General features: G+C 60.8%; 19 protein-coding genes. 5 read left to right on the forward strand and 14 right to left on the reverse strand.

What is annotated here, in order from left to right; translation table 11 throughout:
* Positions 1-35: 35 nt before the first annotated feature.
* The 7 genes from VD17_RS05010 to VD17_RS05040 form a co-directional block, all read right to left on the reverse strand.
* Complete coding sequence (locus tag VD17_RS05010) at positions 36-698, reverse strand: flavin reductase family protein (RefSeq protein ID WP_046052931.1); 663 nt, start codon at positions 696-698, stop codon at positions 36-38.
* Between the two features lie 12 nt (positions 699-710).
* The gene (locus VD17_RS05015) at positions 711-2,198 is read right to left on the reverse strand and encodes an amidohydrolase family protein (RefSeq protein WP_046052932.1); all 1,488 of its coding nucleotides are present in this window, start codon (positions 2,196-2,198) and stop codon (positions 711-713) included.
* Entirely contained in the window at positions 2,195-3,391 is a 1,197-nt protein-coding gene (locus VD17_RS05020; RefSeq protein ID WP_046052933.1) for an amidohydrolase family protein, read from the reverse strand. The genes VD17_RS05015 and VD17_RS05020 overlap by 4 nt, the downstream gene beginning before the upstream one ends.
* 170 nt (positions 3,392-3,561) lie before the next feature.
* Positions 3,562-4,614 carry an extracellular solute-binding protein gene (locus VD17_RS05025; RefSeq protein ID WP_046053090.1) on the reverse strand — a complete coding sequence of 351 codons (1,053 nt, stop codon included), beginning with the start codon at positions 4,612-4,614 and terminating at the stop codon, positions 3,562-3,564.
* A 32-nt stretch (positions 4,615-4,646) separates the two neighbouring features.
* The gene (locus VD17_RS05030; RefSeq protein ID WP_046052934.1) at positions 4,647-5,435 is read right to left on the reverse strand and encodes an ABC transporter permease; all 789 of its coding nucleotides are present in this window, start codon (positions 5,433-5,435) and stop codon (positions 4,647-4,649) included.
* Complete coding sequence (locus tag VD17_RS05035) at positions 5,432-6,349, reverse strand: ABC transporter permease (protein WP_046052935.1); 918 nt, start codon at positions 6,347-6,349, stop codon at positions 5,432-5,434. Before VD17_RS05035 ends, VD17_RS05030 begins: the two co-directional genes overlap by 4 nt.
* A 1-nt stretch (position 6,350) precedes the next feature.
* Entirely contained in the window at positions 6,351-7,436 is a 1,086-nt protein-coding gene (locus tag VD17_RS05040; RefSeq protein ID WP_046052936.1) for an ABC transporter ATP-binding protein, read from the reverse strand.
* 140 nt (positions 7,437-7,576) lie between these two features.
* On the opposite strand from VD17_RS05040, the gene VD17_RS05045 reads away from it, so the two are divergent.
* The 3 genes from VD17_RS05045 (at position 7,577) to uvrA (ending at position 13,444) form a co-directional block, all read left to right on the forward strand.
* Positions 7,577-8,266, forward strand: a complete 690-nt coding sequence (locus tag VD17_RS05045) for a GntR family transcriptional regulator (RefSeq protein ID WP_008154995.1) — start codon at positions 7,577-7,579, stop codon at positions 8,264-8,266.
* 298 nt (positions 8,267-8,564) lie between these two features.
* The gene (locus VD17_RS05050) at positions 8,565-10,676 is read left to right on the forward strand and encodes a hybrid sensor histidine kinase/response regulator (protein ID WP_080931964.1); all 2,112 of its coding nucleotides are present in this window, start codon (positions 8,565-8,567) and stop codon (positions 10,674-10,676) included.
* 137 nt (positions 10,677-10,813) lie between these two features.
* On the forward strand, positions 10,814-13,444 hold the full coding sequence (gene uvrA, locus VD17_RS05055; RefSeq protein WP_046052938.1) for an excinuclease ABC subunit UvrA: 2,631 nt from the start codon (positions 10,814-10,816) through the stop codon (positions 13,442-13,444).
* Positions 13,445-13,529: 85 nt separating this feature from the next.
* Here the strand turns inward: uvrA and VD17_RS05060 are convergent, their stop codons facing one another.
* Genes VD17_RS05060 through VD17_RS05085 form a run of 6 tightly spaced genes read right to left on the reverse strand, consistent with a single transcriptional unit; the run spans position 13,530 to position 18,951 of the window.
* On the reverse strand, positions 13,530-15,473 hold the full coding sequence (locus VD17_RS05060) for a response regulator (RefSeq protein WP_046052939.1): 1,944 nt from the start codon (positions 15,471-15,473) through the stop codon (positions 13,530-13,532).
* Positions 15,463-16,338, reverse strand: coding sequence for a sensor histidine kinase (locus VD17_RS05065; protein ID WP_046052940.1), 876 nt, complete (start codon positions 16,336-16,338; stop codon positions 15,463-15,465). Before VD17_RS05065 ends, VD17_RS05060 begins: the two co-directional genes overlap by 11 nt.
* Positions 16,331-17,335 (reverse strand): ATP-binding protein, encoded by a 1,005-nt coding sequence (locus VD17_RS05070; RefSeq protein ID WP_046053091.1) that lies wholly within the window; start codon positions 17,333-17,335, stop codon positions 16,331-16,333. Before VD17_RS05070 ends, VD17_RS05065 begins: the two co-directional genes overlap by 8 nt.
* Positions 17,332-17,736, reverse strand: coding sequence for an anti-sigma regulatory factor (locus VD17_RS05075; protein ID WP_046052941.1), 405 nt, complete (start codon positions 17,734-17,736; stop codon positions 17,332-17,334). The genes VD17_RS05070 and VD17_RS05075 overlap by 4 nt, the downstream gene beginning before the upstream one ends.
* Complete coding sequence (locus VD17_RS05080) at positions 17,733-18,095, reverse strand: STAS domain-containing protein (protein ID WP_033061627.1); 363 nt, start codon at positions 18,093-18,095, stop codon at positions 17,733-17,735. The genes VD17_RS05075 and VD17_RS05080 overlap by 4 nt, the downstream gene beginning before the upstream one ends.
* Positions 18,096-18,099: 4 nt before the next feature.
* On the reverse strand, positions 18,100-18,951 hold the full coding sequence (locus tag VD17_RS05085; RefSeq protein ID WP_046052942.1) for an STAS domain-containing protein: 852 nt from the start codon (positions 18,949-18,951) through the stop codon (positions 18,100-18,102).
* 318 nt (positions 18,952-19,269) lie between these two features.
* Here VD17_RS05085 and VD17_RS05090 point away from each other — a divergent pair, with 318 nt between their 5' ends.
* Positions 19,270-19,458 carry a hypothetical protein gene (locus VD17_RS05090; protein WP_185753106.1) on the forward strand — a complete coding sequence of 63 codons (189 nt, stop codon included), beginning with the start codon at positions 19,270-19,272 and terminating at the stop codon, positions 19,456-19,458.
* Between the two features lie 64 nt (positions 19,459-19,522).
* On the opposite strand, the gene VD17_RS05095 is transcribed toward VD17_RS05090, so the two are convergent.
* Positions 19,523-20,044, reverse strand: a complete 522-nt coding sequence (locus tag VD17_RS05095) for a DUF4142 domain-containing protein (protein ID WP_046052943.1) — start codon at positions 20,042-20,044, stop codon at positions 19,523-19,525.
* Positions 20,045-20,261: 217 nt separating this feature from the next.
* Here VD17_RS05095 and VD17_RS05100 point away from each other — a divergent pair, with 217 nt between their 5' ends.
* A complete protein-coding gene (locus VD17_RS05100; protein ID WP_033061630.1) occupies positions 20,262-20,504 on the forward strand; it encodes a DUF465 domain-containing protein in 243 nt (80 codons plus the stop codon).
* Positions 20,505-20,551 lie beyond the last annotated feature (47 nt).

A 20,551-nucleotide genomic window follows, 5' to 3' on the forward strand; every position in this document is an offset into this window, starting at 1 on the left:
CACTCGACAGCTCCTACAGAATAGGTGAGTGATCACTACTTGGTCTCAGGCCAAAACCGCTCCCCACCCCCCGGCGCCTCCGTCCACGCCTGCAACGAGCGTGTCGGCAAATCGAAATAGTCGCGGGTGCGTGCATATCCATGCCCACCCATCCGGCCAATGGCATCGAGCCCGAGTTGATCGATATACAAGGTTTTCGGGTCGATCAATTCATCCCGTACATGCGCCATCAGCACTTCGCCAAAGATAATCTCCCGTGACTGCCCGATGGACAGCGCCATCATCCGTCGACACTCCAGTGCAACCGGGGCTTCGCCAATCCGTGGGCATTTGACCGTGGTGCCGGGTATGGCGGTGAGGCCGGCGGCTGTCAGCTCGTCGAAGCCGGGGGCGAACGGCACGGCGCAGACGTTCATGGCTTCCACCAGGGCATCGCTGACGATGTTCACGGTGAATTCCTGGTTGAGCTGGATATTGCGCGTGGTGTCCTTGGGGCTTTGGTCGCCGTAGTTTTCCACGCCCAACGCGAGGATCGGCGGGTCGGCCGAGAGGGCGTTGAAGAAGCTGAAGGGCGCGGCGTTGATCCGACCTTCGCCGTCGATGGTGGTGACCAGGGCAATCGGCCGTGGCACCACGCTGCCGATCAAAATCTTGTACTTGTCTCGCGGGCTCAATTGGCTGAAGTCAAAGCTTTGCATGGGCAGAATTCTCTAAAGAAGTGGATCAATCGCGCTCAGCGGCGCGTGTGCGCTGTAGTCGTCAGCGAACGGGATGGCCGGTTTGAACAGGCCTTTCCAGTCCGGTTGGCCGAAGGCCCGGTCGCTGTGGCTGCGCATCAGTTTTTCGAATTGTTGTTGGGCCTGGCGTTGCAGGGCGGGGTAGTCGACGCCCTGGACCTGACCGTCCTGCATCACGCAGCGGCCGTTGATGTAGCTGGCGATGCAGTCATCGCCGCGCCCGGCCAATACCAGGTTTTTCAGTGGGTCGAACAGCGGCCCCAAATGCAGGCCACGAAGGCTGAACACCGTGATGTCGGCCTTGGCGCCCGGTGCCAAGCGGCCCAGATCATCGCGGCCCAAAGCCTTGGCGCCGCCGAGGGTGGCGGCGTTGTAAAAATCCAGGGTGGTGGTGAGCGAGTTGCCGCCCTCCATCAATCGCGCGATGTTCAGACCCTGACGCATGTTTTCCAGCAAATCCGCCGGCCAGGTGTCGGTGCCCAAGGCGAAGTTGATGCCCTTGGCCCGATAGCGACCGAAAGAGTTCAGCGCTTCGCCATCACGGGCAAACACTACCGGGCAATGCACCAGACTCGCGCCGCCATCCACCACGCGCTGCAGATCGTCATCGCCTGAGGTGTAGAGACCGTGGGGCAGCAGACTGCGTGGGGTCAACAGATTCAGTTGCTGCAACCAACCCAGCGGCGAAGTCCCGCGCAGTTGCTCGACCATCGCCACCTCACCGAGCCCTTGGCAGCAATGCAACCGCATCGGCGCGTTCAGTTCCAGGCTGAGCGCGGCGGTGCGTTGCAGCAGGGTTGGGGTGCAGGTCTGGATGCGGTCCGGCAGCAGCGCGCCGCGAATCAAACCCTCATGTGCACCGTCGAAATCATGGAAAAACCTGACAGCGGCATCGAGCCCGGCCATGCCTCGTGCTTCATCCCAGTGATGCCCGAGGCTTCCCTCGGCGCGCCAGTAACTCATGCCGCTCATGTAGCAGGGGCCGAGGTAAGTCCGCAGCCCCAACTCGGCCGCCACACCGGCCACCGCAGAAAACTCGTCGTAGGTTTCGGCCCACTCACGGTAATACATCGAGGTGATCGGCATGGCGGTGGTGATGCCGTTGCGGATCAGCTGAGTGAAGGCGTAGCGGTATTTGAAGACTTCTTCATCAGGGCTGTAACTCTCTCTCGGACCCGCCGCCAGATAGTCCTCGGACCACATCCGGCCCATGTCGCGTTCATCGCCGTTGTCCAGCGTCAGCACCGTCGAATCAAGATCCCCGAGCGCATCCAGATCGATGAAGCCCGGACCGATCAACGCGTTGCCATAATCAATCCACTGATCCACCGGCCCCGGATAATCACGTCCGACAAACACGATGCGCGAACCTTCGAACACCACTTCGCCGTCGCGCCACAGCACATGCCGGGTGCCGTCGAAGCCGACCACGCAGCTGGCTTTCAATCCGATCCTTTTCACAAGCGACTTTCCAGCAGTCGGCCACCGGAGGCGATCAACTCACCGCTGCGATAAACCTGCCGCACCGGACGCGACACCAGCGCCTCACCCAGCGTCTGCACCGGCATCAGCAAAAAGTTCGCTGGCGCACCGATCTCCACTCCATAACCTTCACAGCCCAACGCCCGAGCGCCATTCACCGTCGCGGCTTCAAACGCCGCTGCCAGTTCATCGTCCTTGTTCAAGTCGAAACGAAAGGCCAGCAGCATCGCCCGTTCCAGCATGTCGCCGTTGCCCATGGGCGACCAGGCATCGCGAATGCCGTCCGAACCCAGGCACACGTTCACCCCGGTCTCACGCAACGCAAGGAATGGCGGCACCGCGCAATCGGCGGGCGCCGAACTCATCAGGGAAATGCCCAGCGCCGCCAAACGCTCGGCCACCGGTTTGACCTGGCTCCACGGCAACATCCCCAGGCAGTACGCATGACTGATCATCACCCGACCCTGACGCCCGAAGCGTTCGGTGTAGTCGGCGATCAGTGCGATCTGCCACAGGCCCAGTTCGCCCTTGTCGTGCAGGTGAATGTCGATGCCACGCTCGAATTCGCTGGCCAGTTTGAACACAAAGTCGAGCTGCGCGATCGGGTCGTTGTCGATGCCGCACGGGTCGAGGCCGCCGACGTTTTCCACGCCCAGGGCCATGGCTTCGCGCATCAGTTCGGCGGTGCCGGGGCGGCTGATCAGGCCGGTTTGCGGGAACACCACCAGTTGCAGGTCGATCAGGTCGCGGTAGTTTTCGCGTAGTTGCTGCATGGCTTCGACGTGGCGCAGGCCGAATTCCGGGTCGATGTCGACGTGACAACGCATCGTCAGCGAGCCACGGGCGATGCAGTTTTCCAGCAGGGCGCCAGCACGTTGGGCAATCGGTGCCTGGACTTCACGCAGCACGCGGCGCTCGTTGGCGATGTAGTCCTTGAGCGTCGGGCCGGCGCTGTTCGGGCGCCAGGGTTGGCCCCAGAGGGTTTTGTCGAGGTGGACGTGGCTTTCAACCAGGGCAGGGGTGAGGAGCTGGTTTTGGCCGTCGATGTCGGTGGTGGTCAGGGCCGCGGTCGATGCCGGGCGGCGTTGCTTGAACAGGCCGTTTTCGATCAGCAGGTCTTCGGCGGGGGAGCCGTAGGGCCGCACGTTGCGCAGCCAGCGGGGGTGGGTCATATCAAGCCTCAAATTTTGTGGTGTTTGGTCGGGCCTCATCGTCGGAACGCCGCCCGGAGCAAGCTCGCTCCCACAAGGGTTTGTGTTGGAACAAAGATAGTTTTCCAACCGAGAACCCTGTGGGAGCGAGCTTGCTCGCGATGGCCGCGACTCGGTCTCAAGTCAGCCAATCAACCCTTGAGCTTCGACCAGATCCGGTCCTGCAGCTCCCGCGCCTTGTTACTGCACTCTTTCTCCGGGCGCAGGCGCGAGGCGAACTCGTCGGGCATGTTGATCGCGTCCATTACCCGCCATTTGGCGTCGATCAACTTGTCGCTCTGGATGCCGTTGGCGTAGGCGATGGCGTTGGACACGGCGGCGGCGTTTTCCGGCTTCATCATCCAGTCGATGAAGATCTTCGCGTTGCCTGGGTGCGGGGCGCTTTTCGGTACGGCGAAGTTGTCCTGGAACATCGCCAGGCCTTCGCGCGGGTACACGTACTTGATGGTGCTTTTTTGCAACGTGGCCCGGGCGGTGGAGCCGTTCCAGTTCTGCATCATGATCACTTCACCGGAGGCCATGCGGTCGACGGTGTTGTCCGAGCTGTACATCTTCAAGTGCGGTTTCTGTTTTTGCAGCAGCTCCAGAATGCGCTTGGCGTCCTGCGGGTTTTCGCTGCATTCATCGACGTTCAGGTAATGGCTGGCGGCGTTGATCACGCTGCTGGAGGTGTCGAGGGCAGCGAGTTGGCCTTCGAGTTCCTTGCGCGGTTCGAAGAACTCTTTCCACGAATCGTCCAGTTTGCCGCCGGGCACCCGCGCACTGTCATAGGAAAACCCGGTGGTGCCCCACAGGTACGGGGCGGAGAATTTGCGGCCCGGGTCGAAACCCGGGTCGCGGAACGCCGGTTTGACGTACTGGAAGTTGGGCAGGGTCGACGCGTCGATTTGCAGTAGCAGGTTCTGGTTGATCAACGTGCGCATGATCGATTGTGACGGCACGATCACGTCATACGCCGCGCCACCGGCCTGCAGCTTGGCCAGCAGGGTTTCGTTGCTGTCGTAGCCGTCCATGGTGACCTTGATCCCGGTCTCCTTTTCGAATTTGGCCAGCAGATCCACCGGGTAGTAGTCGGTCCAGTTGTAGAAGAACAGTTCCTTGGGTTCGGCAGCCTGCACGGTGAGCGCCGTGAAGCAACTCAGGGCCAGACCGACGATAGCGAAACGCATGCTTTTTGTTTTCATTGGCTTTTTATTCATAACAGCAGGCTCCAGGCTCATTGGTTTTTGCCGCGCTGTCCCAGCCAGAAGGCCAGCACCACCAGCACGATGGAAATCACCAGCATCAGGGTCGAAATCGCGTTGATCTCCGGCGTGACACCGGACTTGATCGCCGAGAAGATGTACACCGGCAACGTCGTCGAACCGGGGCCGGCGACGAAGAAGGTCATGATGAAATCGTCGAGGCTGACCACGAACGCCAGCACCGAACCGGACAGCACCGCCGGCCATAACAACGGCAAGGTCACCCGACGAAATACTTGCCACGGGTTGGCGTACAAATCGTTCGCCGCCTCCAGCAAGCTCTTGTCCAGGTCATTGAGCCGCGCCCGGATCGGCAGGTAGGCGAACGGAATGCAGAAGCCGATGTGCGCGACGATTACCGTCAGCAAACCGAGCTTGATCCCCAGCGCCATGAACAGCAGCAGCGTGGCCACGGCCGTGACGATCTCCGGCAGGATCAGCGGCAGGTTGATCCCGCCTTCGACCATCTTCTGTCCATAAAACGGCCGGTACGTCGCCAGTGCTGCGAGCAAGGCAATGGCCGTGGCGCAGACCGTGGCGATGCTGGCGACGATGATCGAGTTCAGCGCGGCGGTCTGGATCGACGGGTTGGCCAGAATCCTTGCGTACCAGGCAAAGGAAAACTCGGTCCACACCGTGGCCGAACGGTTGGCGTTGAAGCTGTAGGCAATCAGCACGAAGATCGGCACGTACAGATAGGCCAGGATCAACAGGCTGACTTCGCGGGTCAGGGGCAGTTTTTTCAGGTGCAGGGCGATCATGCGGTGGCTCCCCGACGCAGGGTTTTGGCGGTGCTGCGGCTATAAAGGGCGTAAAGCACCAGGGACAGCAGCAGAATCCCCAGCAGCAGGAACGACAGCGAACTGCCCAGCGGCCAGTTGCGCGCGGTGCCGAACTGTTGCTGGATCAGGTTGCCGATCATCAACGTCTTGCCGCCGCCGAGAATCGCCGGGGTGATGAAGGCACCGAGACTCGGCACAAACACCAGCAGCGCGCCGGCAATCACGCCGGGCATCGACAGCGGCAGGATGATCCGCCGCAACGCGTGCCAACGATTGGCGCCGAGGTCGTAAGCCGCTTCCACCAGACGCCAGTCGAGTTTTTCCAGGGTCGAGTAGATCGGCAAAATCATGAACGGCAGGAAGCTGTAGACCAGCCCGACGCTGACCGCGAAGTCGTTGTAGAGCAGGGTGATGCCGCCCGCCTGCGGGAACAGCGCGTTGAGGCTCTGAGCAACCCAGCCATGCTCGCGCAGGATGATCAGCCACGCGTAGTTGCGGATCAGCAGGTTGGTCCAGAACGGAATGGTGATCAGCAACACCATGAGGTTGCGCCGACGCGGTGTCAGGCTCGACATCCACAACGCCACCGGGAAACCGAACAGGAAACACAGCAACGTGGTGCCACCGGCCTGGAACACCGAGCGCAACAGCGCCTGGGCGTAGACCCAGTTCAGTTCCAGTTCACCGTCAAAACCTTCCTGGAAAAACAGCTGCACGTAGCTTTGCAATTGCCAGTTGGCCTGCCAGTCGACGCCGCCATAGACGTTGCGCGGCAACAGGCTGATGTAGCCCATGATGCCGAGCGGAATGGCGATCAACGCCAGCAAAGTCAGGACCACCGGGCTGAGCAACAGCGCACGGTTAAGGGCGGGAGAAGTGCTGCTGACGCTCATCTCAGGCCTCCATCAACAGGCAGGCGTGGGGCGGCAGGTTGACCGCGACGCGATCACCGACCACCCGGCCGCGGTTCAGGCCTTCGTTGTTCTCGCGCAGCATGACCTTGATGTCGTTGTTCAACCGGCACTGGTAAAGGGTCGCGGTGCCGACATACAGCACCGCTTCAATCACGCCGCGCAGGTGATGCGGTTGCGCCAGGTCGACCAGTTGCGAGCGTTCCGGGCGGAACGCCAGTTGCACTTTGGTGCCGTCGAAGCCTTGAGCCGGGCAAGGGATCTCCACCGGCATGCCGTTCGGCACGAACAGTTTTTCGTTCTGCTGGCCGCGCTTGAGGTGGCCGGGGAGGAAGTTGATGTCGCCGATAAACTGCGCAACGAATTGGTGCTGCGGCCGTTCGTAGATATCGTTCGGTGTACCGATTTGCAGGATCTTGCCGGCGGACATCACGGCGATACGGTCGGACAGGGTCAGGGCTTCTTCCTGATCGTGGGTGACGAAAATGAAGGTGATCCCGGCTTCCTTCTGTACGCGCTTGAGTTCGACCTGCATTTCCTTGCGCAGCTTCAAGTCCAGCGCCGACAGCGGTTCGTCAAGCAACAGCACCTTGGGTTTCGGCGCCAGGGCCCGGGCCAGGGCCACGCGCTGTTGCTGACCACCGGACAATTCGGCCGGTTTGCGCTGGGCCAGGTGCTGCATTTGCACCAGCGCCAGCATCTCATCGACTCGTTGCGGGATGAGCTTGCGATCAAGACCCTGCATCTCGAGGCCGAAGGCGATATTCTGCGCGACGCTCATGTGTGGAAACAGCGCGTAGCTCTGGAATACTGTGTTGACCCGGCGCTTGAACGGTGGCAAATCATTGACCGGCTCGCCCGCCAGACGAATCTCGCCGTCGCTGACCTGTTCGAAGCCGGCGATGGTGCGCAGCAGGGTGGTCTTGCCGCAGCCGGAAGGGCCGAGCAGGGTGAAGAACTCATTGTCGGCAATGTCGACTGAAACGTTGTCGAGGGCTGGAGCCAGCCCCGGATCGTCGGAATACCGCTTGGAAACGTTACGCACTTCAATCGCTGTTGGATGACCCATAATGGTGCATTCCTCTAATTATTGTATGCAATATCTGGATGCAATCTAGAAATAACCGGATTAATCTGCTCGTGCAACCCCCTTTTTCAAAGGCTGCTCATCGCCTGGGGCCGGTTGTTTAGCGCTAAAGGAGTGTTCAGATGACCGAGAAAAAACTCGAGACCACGGTCGACCGCGTCTACCAAGGGGTTTACGAGGCGATCAGCAAACGTTCATTGCGTCCCGGGATGAAGCTCGGCGAAGCGTCATTGGCCGAACTTTTTAATGTCAGCCGGACGTCGGTTCGTGCTGCGCTCAAACAGTTGGAGGCCGATGGCCTGGTCACCACCGAGCCCAACAAAGGGGCGTCGGTGTCGTTGCCCAGTGATGAGGAGATCCGCTCGCTGTTTGAAACGAGGCGCCTGATCGAGATCGGCATCGTCACCGAGCTCTGCCGTCGTCGTGATACGGCAGTGACCCAGGACCTGCGTGATCATCTGTTACTGGAAGATGAAGCGCACCGCAGCGGCGACCATGAACGGCTGATTCATTTGCTCGGCGAATTCCATATCAAGCTCGCGCAGAGCCTGAACAACCCGGTGTTGCTGGACTGGTTCCGCAAACTGATTTCCCGCGCCTCGCTGTACGCCGCCGCGCTGGATGACGACAGTCACGAGGCTTGCCGCGACGACGAACACCTGCGACTGATCGAGTACATCGAAGCCGGCAATCAGAGCGCCGCGATCGAACTGACCTGCATGCATTTGAATGGCATCGAGAAGGCGATCCTCGACGTCGCCGCCACGCTGAAAACCGGCTACCACCCGCTCAAACACCTGATTGAGGTGTAGTGGACTGCGCCGATTCCCCTGTAGGAGCTGCCGCAGGCTGCGATCTTTTGATCTTGCCTTAAAAAAGCAAAGTCAAAAGATCGCAGCCTGCGGCAGCTCCTACAGGGTAGATGCTTCGCGCCCCCAACGGGAGCAAGCTCCCTCGCCACAAAAGCCCCGCTGCCACGGAGGTTTAGCGAATCAGCTAACCTCTATGAAACCATTGGCGGCGGCGATGCTCGAAACAAACGGGCACGCACCGTCCTCATGCCGTTGCGATCCCTTAAGCCAGTCATCTACAGGGATACAGAGTCAGTCGATGCAGTTTCTAGACGATAGCCATGGGTGTGCAGGCTGGAACGGTGAAATGGCCGGACGCATCCGCGCGTTCGACTGGAGCGTGACTGAGCTTGGGAACATGGACACCTGGCCCAGAAGCCTGTGCAGCGCGGTGCAATTGATGCTCGCGTCGCCACTGCCGATGGTGATGCTGTGGGGCCGCCCCGGTTACATGATCTATAACGACGCTTATTCGAAGTTTGCCGGTGGTCGCCATCCTTACCTGTTGGGTTCCCCGGTGGAGCTGGGCTGGCCGGAAGTCGCCGAATTCAATCGGCATGTGGTCGATACCTGCCTGGCCGGCGGCACCTTGTCCTATCGCAACAAAGTCCTGGAGTTGCTGCGCGACGGGGTTCCCGAAGACGTCTGGCTGGACCTCTATTACAGCCCGGTCGCTGATGACGACGGGAAACCGGCCGGGGTGATGGCGATGGTGGTCGAGACCACCGAGCATGTGATTTCCGAACGCCGGCGTCAGGCCGCCGAGGACGCCTATCACGCCGACAACGAACGGGTGCGCCTGGCGCTCAATGCCGGGGCTTTGCTCGGCTCGTTCGTCTGGGACATCAAGGACAATGTGCTCTCCGGCGATGAGCGTTTCGCCCGCACCTTTTCCTACCCGCCGGAGCAAAACCTGGCCGACCTGCCAATGGACGTCGCCGGAGCACGGATCCATCCCGATGACCTCAGCTGGGTGCAGGAGCAGATCAAGCAATCAGTGGAAACCGGCGAACCGTTTAACGCCGAGTATCGGGTCCTGCGCCCGGATGGCAGTTATCTGTGGGTGCTGGCGAGTGGGGGCTGCGAGTTCAATGAGCAGGGCGAACCGTTCCGTTTTCCCGGGGTGTTGATCGATATCCACGAACGCAAAACCGCCGAAGAATCCCTGCTCAAGTTCACCCGCAATCTGGAGCAACGCGTTGCCGACGAAGTCGAAGCGCGGCTGGCCGCTGAAGAACAATTGCGTCAATCGCAGAAACTCGAAGCCATCGGCGGCCTCACCGGCGGCGTGGCCCATGACTTCAACAACCTGTTGCAGGTGATCGCCGGCAACCTGCACTTGCTGGCGCGTCATGAACCGGACAACGCCAATGTGCAGCGCCGGGTCAGCGCTTCGATTGCCGCGGTCGAACGTGGCGCCAAACTGTCTTCGCAATTGCTCGCGTTCGCCCGTCGTCAGCCCTTGTCGCCAGCGGTCTGCGACCTGCGGCAGGTCTTCGATGGGGTCGGGGAATTGTTGCAGCGGGCGCTGGGGGAAACCATCCAGATAAATGTCACCGCGGCCGAAGCCCTTTGGTATATCTACGTGGACCGCAATCAACTGGAAAACGCCATCCTCAATCTGGCGATCAATGCCCGTGACGCCATGAAAGGCGAGGGAACCATTGACCTGAGCGCCGAGAATGTTGCCCTTGATCGCAAGTTTTGTGCAGGTAAAGGCATCGTCCCTGGCGACTATGTCTGTGTAGCGGTGGCCGACAAAGGGGTTGGTATGCCGCCGCAAGTACTCGCACAGGCTTTCGAACCGTTTTTCACCACCAAGGCCGATGGCCAGGGCACGGGGCTGGGGCTGAGCATGGTGTTCGGTTTCGTCAAGCAGAGTGACGGGCATATCGAGATGTCCAGCGTGGTCGGGCAGGGCACTCGGGTGCAGCTGTATTTCCCGCGCAGCCTGCGCCCGATGCTCAACGAAACGACACATCATGACCCGCAACAGCGAGGCGGACACGAAACCATTCTGGTGGTCGAGGACAACGAGGCGGTGCGCAGCTCAGCGGTGGAGTTGCTGAGCGAAGAAGGTTATCAAGTGCTGACGGCGGCCAACGGTGACGCCGCGATGCAGATGTTGCTGGATGGTGCCGTGGTCGAGCTGATTTTCACCGACGTGGTCATGCCCGGCCTGATCAAAAGCTCGGACCTTGCCGCCTGGGCCAAGGTGCAGACGCCGCCGGTGGCCGTGCTGTTCACCTCGGGCCACACCCGTGACATGATCTCGCGCAATCACCAACTCAGTCCCGACACTTACTTGCTGAGCAAACCCTATGGCCCCGAGGCGCTCACCCAAATGGTGCGCACCGTCCTCAACGGCTAAACACAAACCCGCTGTAGGAGCTGCCGCAGGCTGCGATCTTTTGATCTTGATCCTGGCAATTTCAAGACCGCCATAAGATCAAAAGATCGCAGCCTGCGGCAGCTCCTACATTTGTATCGCGATTCTTAAGGCTGCTCATGACTTCCACACGCACCTCCAACCCTCCCTCCGGCATGGTCAGGGTGCGCGGCGCCCGGGAACACAATCTCAAAAACGTCGATGTCGACATCCCCCGGGATGCCCTGGTGGTGTTCACTGGCGTGTCCGGCTCAGGGAAATCGTCGCTGGCGTTCTCGACCCTCTATGCCGAAGCGCAACGCCGCTATTTCGAATCCGTGGCGCCTTATGCGCGGCGCCTGATCGATCAGGTCGGGGTGCCGGACGTCGACTCCATCGAAGGCTTGCCGCCGGCGGTGGCCCTGCAACAACAGCGAGGTACGCCGAGCACGCGCTCTTCGGTGGGCAGCGTAACGACGTTGTCGAGTCTGATCCGCATGCTGTACTCCCGGGCCGGCAGTTATCCGCCAGGGCAGCCGATGCTGTATGCCGAAGACTTTTCGCCCAACACGCCCCAGGGCGCGTGCGCCGAATGTCATGGGTTGGGGCGGGTGTATGAAGTCACCGAAGCCCTGATGGTCCCGGACCCGAGCCTGACCATTCGCCAGCGCGCGGTCGCCTCCTGGCCCACCGCCTGGCAGGGACAGAACCTGCGCGACATCCTGGTGACGATGGGCTACGACGTCGATAAACCCTGGCGCGATCTGCCGAAAAAACTGCGCGACTGGATTCTCTTCACCGAAGAAACACCCACGGTGCCGGTGTACGCCGGGCTCACCCCCGAAGAAACCAAAATCGCGCTCAAACGAAACATGGAACCCAGTTACCAGGGCACGTTCACCGGCGCCCGGCGCTACATCCTGCACACCTTCAGCCATTCCCAAAGCGCGCTGATGAAGAAGCGCGTTTCGCAATTCATGCTCGGCAGCCCGTGCCCGTTGTGCGACGGCAAACGGCTCAAGCGTGAGGCGTTGTCGGTGACCTTTGCCGGTTACGACATCGGCGAACTGTCGCAGATGCCGTTGCTGCAAGTGGCCGAAGTCTTGAAACCAGTGGCTGCTCACAGCTACCTCGAACAGACCGAGGCGGCGGGCGAAGTATTGACGCACGAGCAGACCCGCGAGGCCCGCGAGCAACGAGTGGCCCACGGCGCCAGTGGTCACGCCAACGCGCCGGATGTCCGCCACACACCGAATCTGTCAGTGGAGAAACGCCTGGCCGCGCAGCGGATCGCTCAGGACTTGCTGGAACGGGTTAGCACGTTGACCGACCTGGGGCTCGGTTACCTGGCGCTGGAACGCAGCACGCCGACGCTGTCGTCCGGCGAGTTGCAGCGTCTGCGCCTGGCGACACAATTGGGTTCGCAGCTGTTCGGCGTGATCTACGTGCTGGATGAACCGTCAGCCGGATTGCACCCGGCGGATGGCGAAGCATTGTTCGAAGCGCTGCAACGCCTGAAGGCTGCCGGCAACACCTTGTTTGTGGTCGAACATGACCTGGAAACCATGCGCCGCGCCGACTGGTTGATCGACGTAGGCCCGGCGGCCGGCGAGCATGGCGGCCAGATCCTGTACAGCGGACCACCGCCGGGGTTGGCGCAGGTGACGAACTCGCAGACACGCGCTTATCTGTTCGCCGAGCAAGTCACTCAGCCCCAAGCGAGCCGCAAGGCGAACGATTGGCTACGGCTGGAAGGCATCACCCGTAATAACCTGAACAACCTCAGCGTCGAGTTTCCGCTGGGCTGTTTTACCGCGGTGACGGGCGTCTCCGGTTCCGGTAAATCGAGCCTGGTCAGTCAGGCGTTGCTGGAACTGGTGGGCGCGCATCTCGGGCGCGCGGCAAGTGAGAGCGAGCCAGAAGCGTTGAGCCTTGAAGACGACGCACCGCAAATGAGCGGCGGTCAGGTTACGGCGGGGCTGGAATCGATCAAGCGCCTGGTGCAAGTCGATCAGAAACCCATCGGCCGCACGCCGCGTTCGAACCTGGCGACCTACACCGGGCTGTTCGACAACGTGCGCAAGCTGTACGCCGCCACTCCTGAAGCGCAGGCCGAGGGTTACGACGCGGGCCAGTTTTCCTTCAACGTCGCCAAGGGCCGTTGCCCGACGTGCGAAGGTGAAGGCTTTGTCAGCGTCGAGTTGCTGTTCATGCCCAGCGTCTATGCACCGTGTTCGACCTGCCATGGCGCGCGCTACAACCCCGAGACGCTGGCAATCATCTGGCAAGGGTTGAACATCGCCCAGGTGCTGCAACTGACGGTGGACGAAGCGGTTACGGTGTTTGCCGAGCAACCGGGTATTCGCCGCTCGCTGGAGGTGCTGCGCGATATCGGCCTGGGTTACTTGCGCCTCGGCCAGCCGGCGACCGAGTTGTCGGGCGGTGAAGCCCAACGGATCAAGCTGGCCACCGAGCTGCAACGCAACCAGCGCGGAGCGACGCTGTATGTGCTCGACGAGCCCACCACGGGTTTGCACCCAAGGGATGTCGATCGCTTGCTCGAACAGTTGAATACGCTGGTGACGGCGGGGCATACGGTGATCGTCGTCGAGCATGAAATGCGCGTGGTGGCGCAGAGTGACTGGGTGATCGACATCGGCCCGGGGGCGGGGGATCAGGGTGGGAAGATTGTCGTCAGTGGCACGCCACAGAAAGTGGCCAACAGCAAAAAGAGCCGGACGGCACCGTTTTTGGCCAGAACCTTGGTCTAGATCAAAAGATCGCAGCCTTCGGCAGCTCCTACAGGTGTACGCCGATCCTTTGTAGGAGCTGCCGAAGGCTGCGATCTTTTAATCTTTAAGCGCTGTCGAGCGTGCGCCGCACCTTGTCCAGCAGCTCATTGATCTGGAACGGCTTGATCAGCATCTCCATGCCATCGCCGAGGAACACCTGACGGTTGATCGCGGTTTCGGCATAACCGGTCATGAACAGGATCGGCAGTTTTTCGCGCCAGCCCCGTGCCACATCGGCCAGCTCGCGGCCGCTCATGCGCGGCAGTCCGACGTCTGTCAGCAGCAGGTCGATGGACTCATCGTTTTGCAGGCGCTCGAGGGCACCTTCGATGTCGCCCACCTGAGTGCAACGGTAACCGGCATCCGCCAACACTTCGGCCACGAACATGAGCACCGACGGCGTGTCCTCGACGATCAACACATGTTCGCCGGCACCCTGAGGATCGACGGTGGCTGGCTCGAGTTCGCCGGCCGTAGGGCTGGAACTGGCCGGCAGCATAATCGTCACTTCGGTGCCGCGCCGGGCGACGCTGCGGATGTGTGCATCGCCACCCGATTGCCGGGCGAACCCATAGATGGTCGACAAGCCCAGCCCGGTGCCTTGGCCCAGCGGCTTGGTGGTGAAAAACGGGTCGAACACCTTGTCGATCACGCTGTGTTCGATACCGGTGCCGTCATCGCGCACCGACAACGCGACATATGCGCCATCGGCCAGATTGGGGTCGCCATGGGAGTAGGCGGCATAGGTGCTGACCCAAATGTTGCCGCCCTGGGGCAAGGCATCGCGAGCGTTGATCACCAGATTGAGCATCGCGCTTTCGAGCTGAAAGGGGTCGGCCAGGGCAATGGCGGGTTTAGAGGTCAATTCGAGTTTCAGCGCGATGCGCTCGCCGATAGTGCGCACCAGCAATTCTTCAAGGGAACGCACATGCTCGTTGATATCCACGGGCCGGGTATCGAGTGGCTGTTGGCGCGCGAAGGCGAGCAGGCGATGGGTCAGGGACGCGGCACTCATGGCCGAGTTCAAGGCGGCTTCGGCGTAAAACTGAACCTTGTCGGTGCGTGAGGCGGCAACCCGTTTCTGGATCAGTTCCAGGCTGGTGATGATGCCGGTCAGCAAGTTATTGAAGTCGTGGGCGATGCCCCCGGTCAGCTTGCCCAGTGCATCCATTTTCTGCACTTGCAGCAGTTGAGCTTCGGTTCGCGCTCGCTCGGCGACTTCTTTGGCCAACTGGGTGGTGGCGTCGTCCAGTCGGGCCAGGTGCGAGCGTTCGCGGTGACGGTGTTCAGTGACATCCTCGACAAACACCAGGCTCAGTTCCGGCGTGCGGTACGGCGAAATCTGCCACTCGGTTTCGCGAACCTCACCGTGGACCCGCATGCTCAGGGTGCCTTTCCAGCGCTCGCCATAGGCCAGACGCAGACGCAGTTCCTCGATGACGACGTCCTGATCGTCGGCAAAGCACTCGCGCAAGGTGTCCGGGTTGAGGTTGTTCTGAATCAGTTGCGCGAAGGCATGGTTGCATTCATGCACCTTCAACTCGGCATCCAGCACCGCGATGGGCGCCGAGACATTGACAAAGATTTCCCGAAACCGCGCCTCGCTTTCGCGCAAGGCATTTTCGGTATCACGCACCCGCAGCAAGGTGCGCAAGGTCGCGAGCAGTACATCTGGATCTATCGGGTGGATCAGGTAGGCATCGGCACCCGCGTCCAGGCCGGTAATGATGTCGCCGGTCTGGATCGAGGCCGCCGAGACGTGAATCACCGGCAGCAGGGCCGTGGCGGGTTCGGTGCGCAGTTTGCGCACGATGTCGAAGCCGCTCATGTCTGGCAGATTGACGTCGAGGATCAGCGCGTCGATCGCCACGCTGTCAATCAGCTCCAGGCCCTCGGTGCCGGTGCCGGCTTCGAGCACTTCATAGCCGTGGCGCTCCAGGCGTCGGCGCAGGGCGTAGCGCGTGGCGACGTTGTCGTCGACGATCAGCAAACGGATGTCACGCTTCATCGACGGGCTCCATGGCGATGGCCAGCGGGATGATCACGAAAAAGGTCGAGCCTGTGCCCGGCGTGCTCTGAACCCCGACGTCGCCACCCAGCAGCTGCGCGAAGCGTTTGCACAAGGACAGTCCGAGCCCGGTCCCTCGAAGGCGTTTTTGCAACGGTGAGTCGACTTGAGAGAAGTCCTCGAACAATGCGCCATGTAGCTGCGGGGCGATACCTATTCCGGTATCGCTGACGGCGAAGCGCACTTGGTCGCGGCCCTCCAGCCGGGCCGAGACCCGGACTTCCCCGCGGGTGGTGAACTTCAACGAGTTGGCAATGAAGTTGCGCAGGATCTGCGCGAGTTTCTTGTCATCGGTGTACAGCTTGGGCAGGCCCACCGGTTCTTCGAAAATCAGGTCCACGGCGCTGGCGTCGACAATCGGTCGAAACATGCCACGCAGGGCGGCGAACAGGTCGAGCATGTCGAACCAGGCGGGTGAAATGGTGATGCGCCCGGCTTCGATTTTCGCCAGGTCCAGCAGGTCGTCGACCATGTCGCTCAACTCGCGCGCGGCACCGCTGACGAAGGCTACCTGTTTATGCTGCTCGGGGCTCAAGGGCCCGTCGAGTTCATCGGTCAGCAGGCCGGTGATGCTCAGAATCGAGCCCAGTGGCGTGCGGAATTCATGGCTCATGTACGACAGAAAACGGCTTTTGAGGTCCGAGGCCTGACGCAACTGTTCAGCCTGGGTGTCGAGCTCGGCGTACAGCGCCAGAACGCCCTGGTTGGTCTCATCCAGTTCTTCGCGCAAGGCACAGGCTTCGGCCTGCAACTGCGCAACCAGCGCCGCTTGCTCGTCAATCTGACTCATGGGTGACTCAGCCATGGACGGCCTCCAGAGCAATGACCAATACCGTGACATCGTCCCGTCCACGGCAGAAATCGCGGTGCAGAATGGCGGCAATCACGGCGGGATGGCGGTGCACCAGGCCGGGGTAATCTTGCAGGTTCCAACGGGACTGCAGGCCGTCGCTGTACATGATCAACAAATGTCCGTTCACTTGAGCATAGTCAAAGGGTTGCGCCTTTCGGTATTGGCCGCCGACGATGCCGGGGTGGGAAGCCAGGCCGCGGGATTTGTCGGGTGCGATCAGGCAGGCACCAATGTTGCCGATCCCGACGAATTTCAGCTGGTCACCGTCGAACTGCGCGATCGCCAGCGCACCTCCGCGGGTGCCGATCATGGCTTGATGAATGTCCTCAAGCAACAGCATGGGTGAGGCGAAAGGCGACAGGGCGAAAGTCTTCTCACCGGCGCGGGCGGCACGTTCGGCTTCTTCGCCATGCCCCAGGCCGTCGATCACCAAGGCGCTGATGCGTGTCCCGTCGAATGCCAGGTGCCAGACATCGCCGCAGGCAGGATCGTTGTGCAGCGAGTGCTGGCTGATGCCGACTCGCCGGTCCGGGGCCTTGTCGCTGCGCGGATACAGCCGCGTCAGCAGCACGGCACCCCGTGAGTCGGCATAGACGTCGAACACTTCAGTCTGGCGCGACACGGCTCCAAGCCCGATGCCCTGGGTGCCGCCGGTGGAAAAGCCGTCGGTCAGGCATGCCTGCAAATCAAAGCCTTGAGCGCGGTCGACTGCGAGCATTTCAATCCCCGCGCCTGACGCTCGGGGCACGATCCGAAGGTGCAGTTCCCCCCGGGCGGCGTGCTTGAGAATGTTGCTGGCCAGCTCGGTAGCCACCAGCGCCACGCGTCCGGCATCGGTGGCGTCGAAGCCATGTTCTTCTGCAAGTTTCTGCGCCGTGCGCCGTGCATGGCCGACTTGGCTGCTGTCTTCGATGGGCAGCACTTGCGTCATTGAACCCGCCATATTCATGTCCATCGGGTGATCGTGATGCGAGTGCCTTTGCCTGGCGCGGTCTCGAGTTCGAACTCTTCCACTAGCCGCTTGGCGCCGGTCAGGCCCAGCCCCAGGCCGTTGCCGGAGGTCCAGCCGTCGGTCATCGCCAGTTTGACGTCGGCAATGCCCGGTCCTTCGTCGCGGAAGGTCAGGCGCAAACCGGTGCGTGCGTTGTCGTCGAGGATCTGCCAGTCCATGTCACCACCACCGCCATAGACCATGGTGTTGCGCGCCAGCTCACTGACCGCCGTCACCAGTTTGGTCAGGTCGATCAGGCGCATGCCGCACTCGGTGGCCAGCTTGCGCGCCGTCTGCCGAGCCAGCACCACGTCCTGCTCGATGTGAATCGGGTGAGTGCCGCTGCTGCGCACGGTCATTGCTCGCGTACTCGTTCCTGTAACAGTTTCATGCCGCGCTCGACATTCAGCGCGGTGCTGACGCCGGGCAGGGTCAGGCCAAGCTCAACCAGGGTAATGGCAACGGCTGGTTGCATGCCGACCAGCACGGTCTGGGCATCCATGATTTTCGACAGCCCGGAGATGGTGCCGATCATCCGGCCAATGAACGAGTCGACCATGTCCAGCGCAGAGATATCGATCAGCACGCCGTGGGCCGACGTCTTGCTGATGCGCTCGGACAGGTCGTCCTGAAGGGTCAGGGCCAACTGGTCATGCATGTCGACCTGGATCGTCACCAGCAGGAAGTCGCCCATTTGCAAAATCGGAATGCGCTCCATCGGCTCAGTCCGCCTTGCTGACAGTCAACCCGAGCCGGGTCAGGGCCAGTTTCAGGGCATCGGCCAGGTTGGCCTTGGTGACCACGCCTTGCAGGTCCAGCCCCAGGTGCACGATGGTCTGGGCGATCTGCGGACGCACACCGCTGATGATGCAATCGGCGCCCATCAAGCGAATGGCGGTCACCGTTTTGAGCAGGTGCTGAGCCACCAGCGTATCGACAGTCGGCACGCCGGTGATGTCGATAATGGCGATCTCCGAACCGGTGTCGACGATCCGCTGCAACAGCGATTCCATCACCACCTGAGTCCGTTGTGAGTCGAGGGTGCCAATCATCGGCAGCGCCAGCACGCCATCCCAGAGCTTGACCACCGGGGTCGACAGTTCCAGCAGCTCTTCCTGCTGGCGCTTGATCACTGCTTCGCGGGACTTCTGGAAGGTGCGGATGGTGTGCATGCCCAGGGCATCGAGCAGTTCGGAGACTTCCCATATTTGCTCGGCCAACAGCGCCGGATTGTCCTGGTAGTGATTCTGCAGGAGCGCAAACAGCGGGCCTTTCAGTGCAAAGATGAAGCTGGCAGTCTGGTACGAGTCCTGGCCAAGCAGGGCGCGGCTGTGGGAGAGTTTTTCGAGGAACTGGCGAATCTCGTCCCAGCCCGGTGCCGCAATATTCTGGCCGTTGCCTCGTTCAAGGCCCGAGACGATCAGTTGCAGGAACTCCGCTGTCTGCTGCCGCAGATCCTGCTCTTTGAGGTTGCGCGCGGCACCGCTGGCTTCAAGGCCTTTGGTCCATTCGGCCAACAGTTGCGTCTGGTTTTTTGTCATCGCATCGAGTGTGCTGGTTTGCAGTGCTGCCATGTGCCTTGACTCCCTGGAAGTGTTTGCCGGTTCCCAAATATTGACCGGTGTAAAGTCAGAGACCTTTGCCGAATGAGATAGTTGTTCGCCCGGCAGGATATTTTGATCCGGTGCACATGGACTCTAGTAGGAGCTGCCGAAGGCTGCGATCTTTTGGCAGCTTCGGGGATTGCCGAAGATCAAAGTCAAAAGATCGCAGCCTTCGGCAGCTCCTACGGGTCGGCGATCCATTCGATGGAACGTTGCTTGCCGGGCGGCTTCGAATCTTCAAGGCCCGACTGTTTCAGCCGCGCACGTGCAGTGATGAACGAGGTACTTATGAAAGATGACAGTGGTCGTGAGGACAACGGCAAAACAGCCGAACCGGAAAGCGCAGACCAAGCGGTCGACCAGAAGCAACTCCACACCGATAACGACAATGAGTTCAGCCCGGGTTTCAAGCCCAATCCCGACCGGCCCAAACCCGGGGATGACACCGATGCAGACATCGACACCGATGGCGGCTAGGCAAGTCGTGAAAAGGCCGCATCAATCGATGCGGCCTTTTTGTGGACCTTACTTTTTGTGAGCGTTATTTACTGGGGTGGGCAGCCTGGAGCTTTTTCGCCATATCCAGATGTTTCTCCAGCGCCGGCAGCATTTTTTGCGCGAAACCTTTCAGCGCCGTGGCGCCTTTGACTTTGTCGTCTGTCACTGTGTTGGCTTCTTTCTTGAACAGCTCGAGGGTGTCTTCGTGAGCCTTCACCTGATTGTTGGCATAGGCCGCGTCGAAGGATTCATCACGCAAGTCGAGGATTTTCTCTTTCGCCTGTTTGACCAGCGTCGTGCTGTCCGGTACCTCGATGTCATGCTTTTTTGCCAGCGCCGCCAGTTCATCGTTGGCCTTGGAATGGTCGGTGATCATCATTTTGGCGAATGCCTTGATGTCCGCCGATGAGCTTTTTTCCAGGGCCAGTCGGCTCGTTTCGACTTCCGCGATACCGCCCGCGGCCGCGCTGTCGACGAAGTCATTGGAAGTGGCGGCGAACGCCGTGCCCATGCTGGTGCTCAAGGCTACGGCCAAACTGAGGTGGCGCAGGGTAAATCCGTCCATTGGTTATTCTCCACACAGGTTTTCATGGGCGATCGATTGATCGTTAATCTGTGGAGGCCGACCAGCGGACAAAGGTTTTATTGCGTTTGCGGCAGGGCGACGAACGGGCACCGCTGGTCTGATAGGCGGTCGACAGAACCGGCTAACCGAGGCCATTCTGATAGTTGGTGAACGCAATTGATCGCGTTTGCCTCCGATCAACAAACGGAGGTGTTCCATGCCGGTGCCACACGACCTTTATCAGGATCTCAAGCTTTCAAAGGAAGATATCCAGCAAAAACGCACCAAGGATCCGTTACTGGATTCACTGATCAACAAGTATTCGCAGGCGGACGCCGAGGTGGTCAAGGCTGAAACCGCCCAATCGGATGCGCCCAGTGATGACGCATTGAAGAAGCTCAAGGCGAAGCGCGTGGAGGTTAAGCAAAAGATCGTTGATCGACTCCAGACGCCGTCCTGACGCGCCCTGTCTGGTCACCGACGATCGGTGACTGAAAAATGGGAACG

It is taken from the genome of Pseudomonas fluorescens, from assembly GCF_000968015.1.
GTDB lineage: Bacteria > Pseudomonadota > Gammaproteobacteria > Pseudomonadales > Pseudomonadaceae > Aquipseudomonas > Aquipseudomonas fluorescens_W.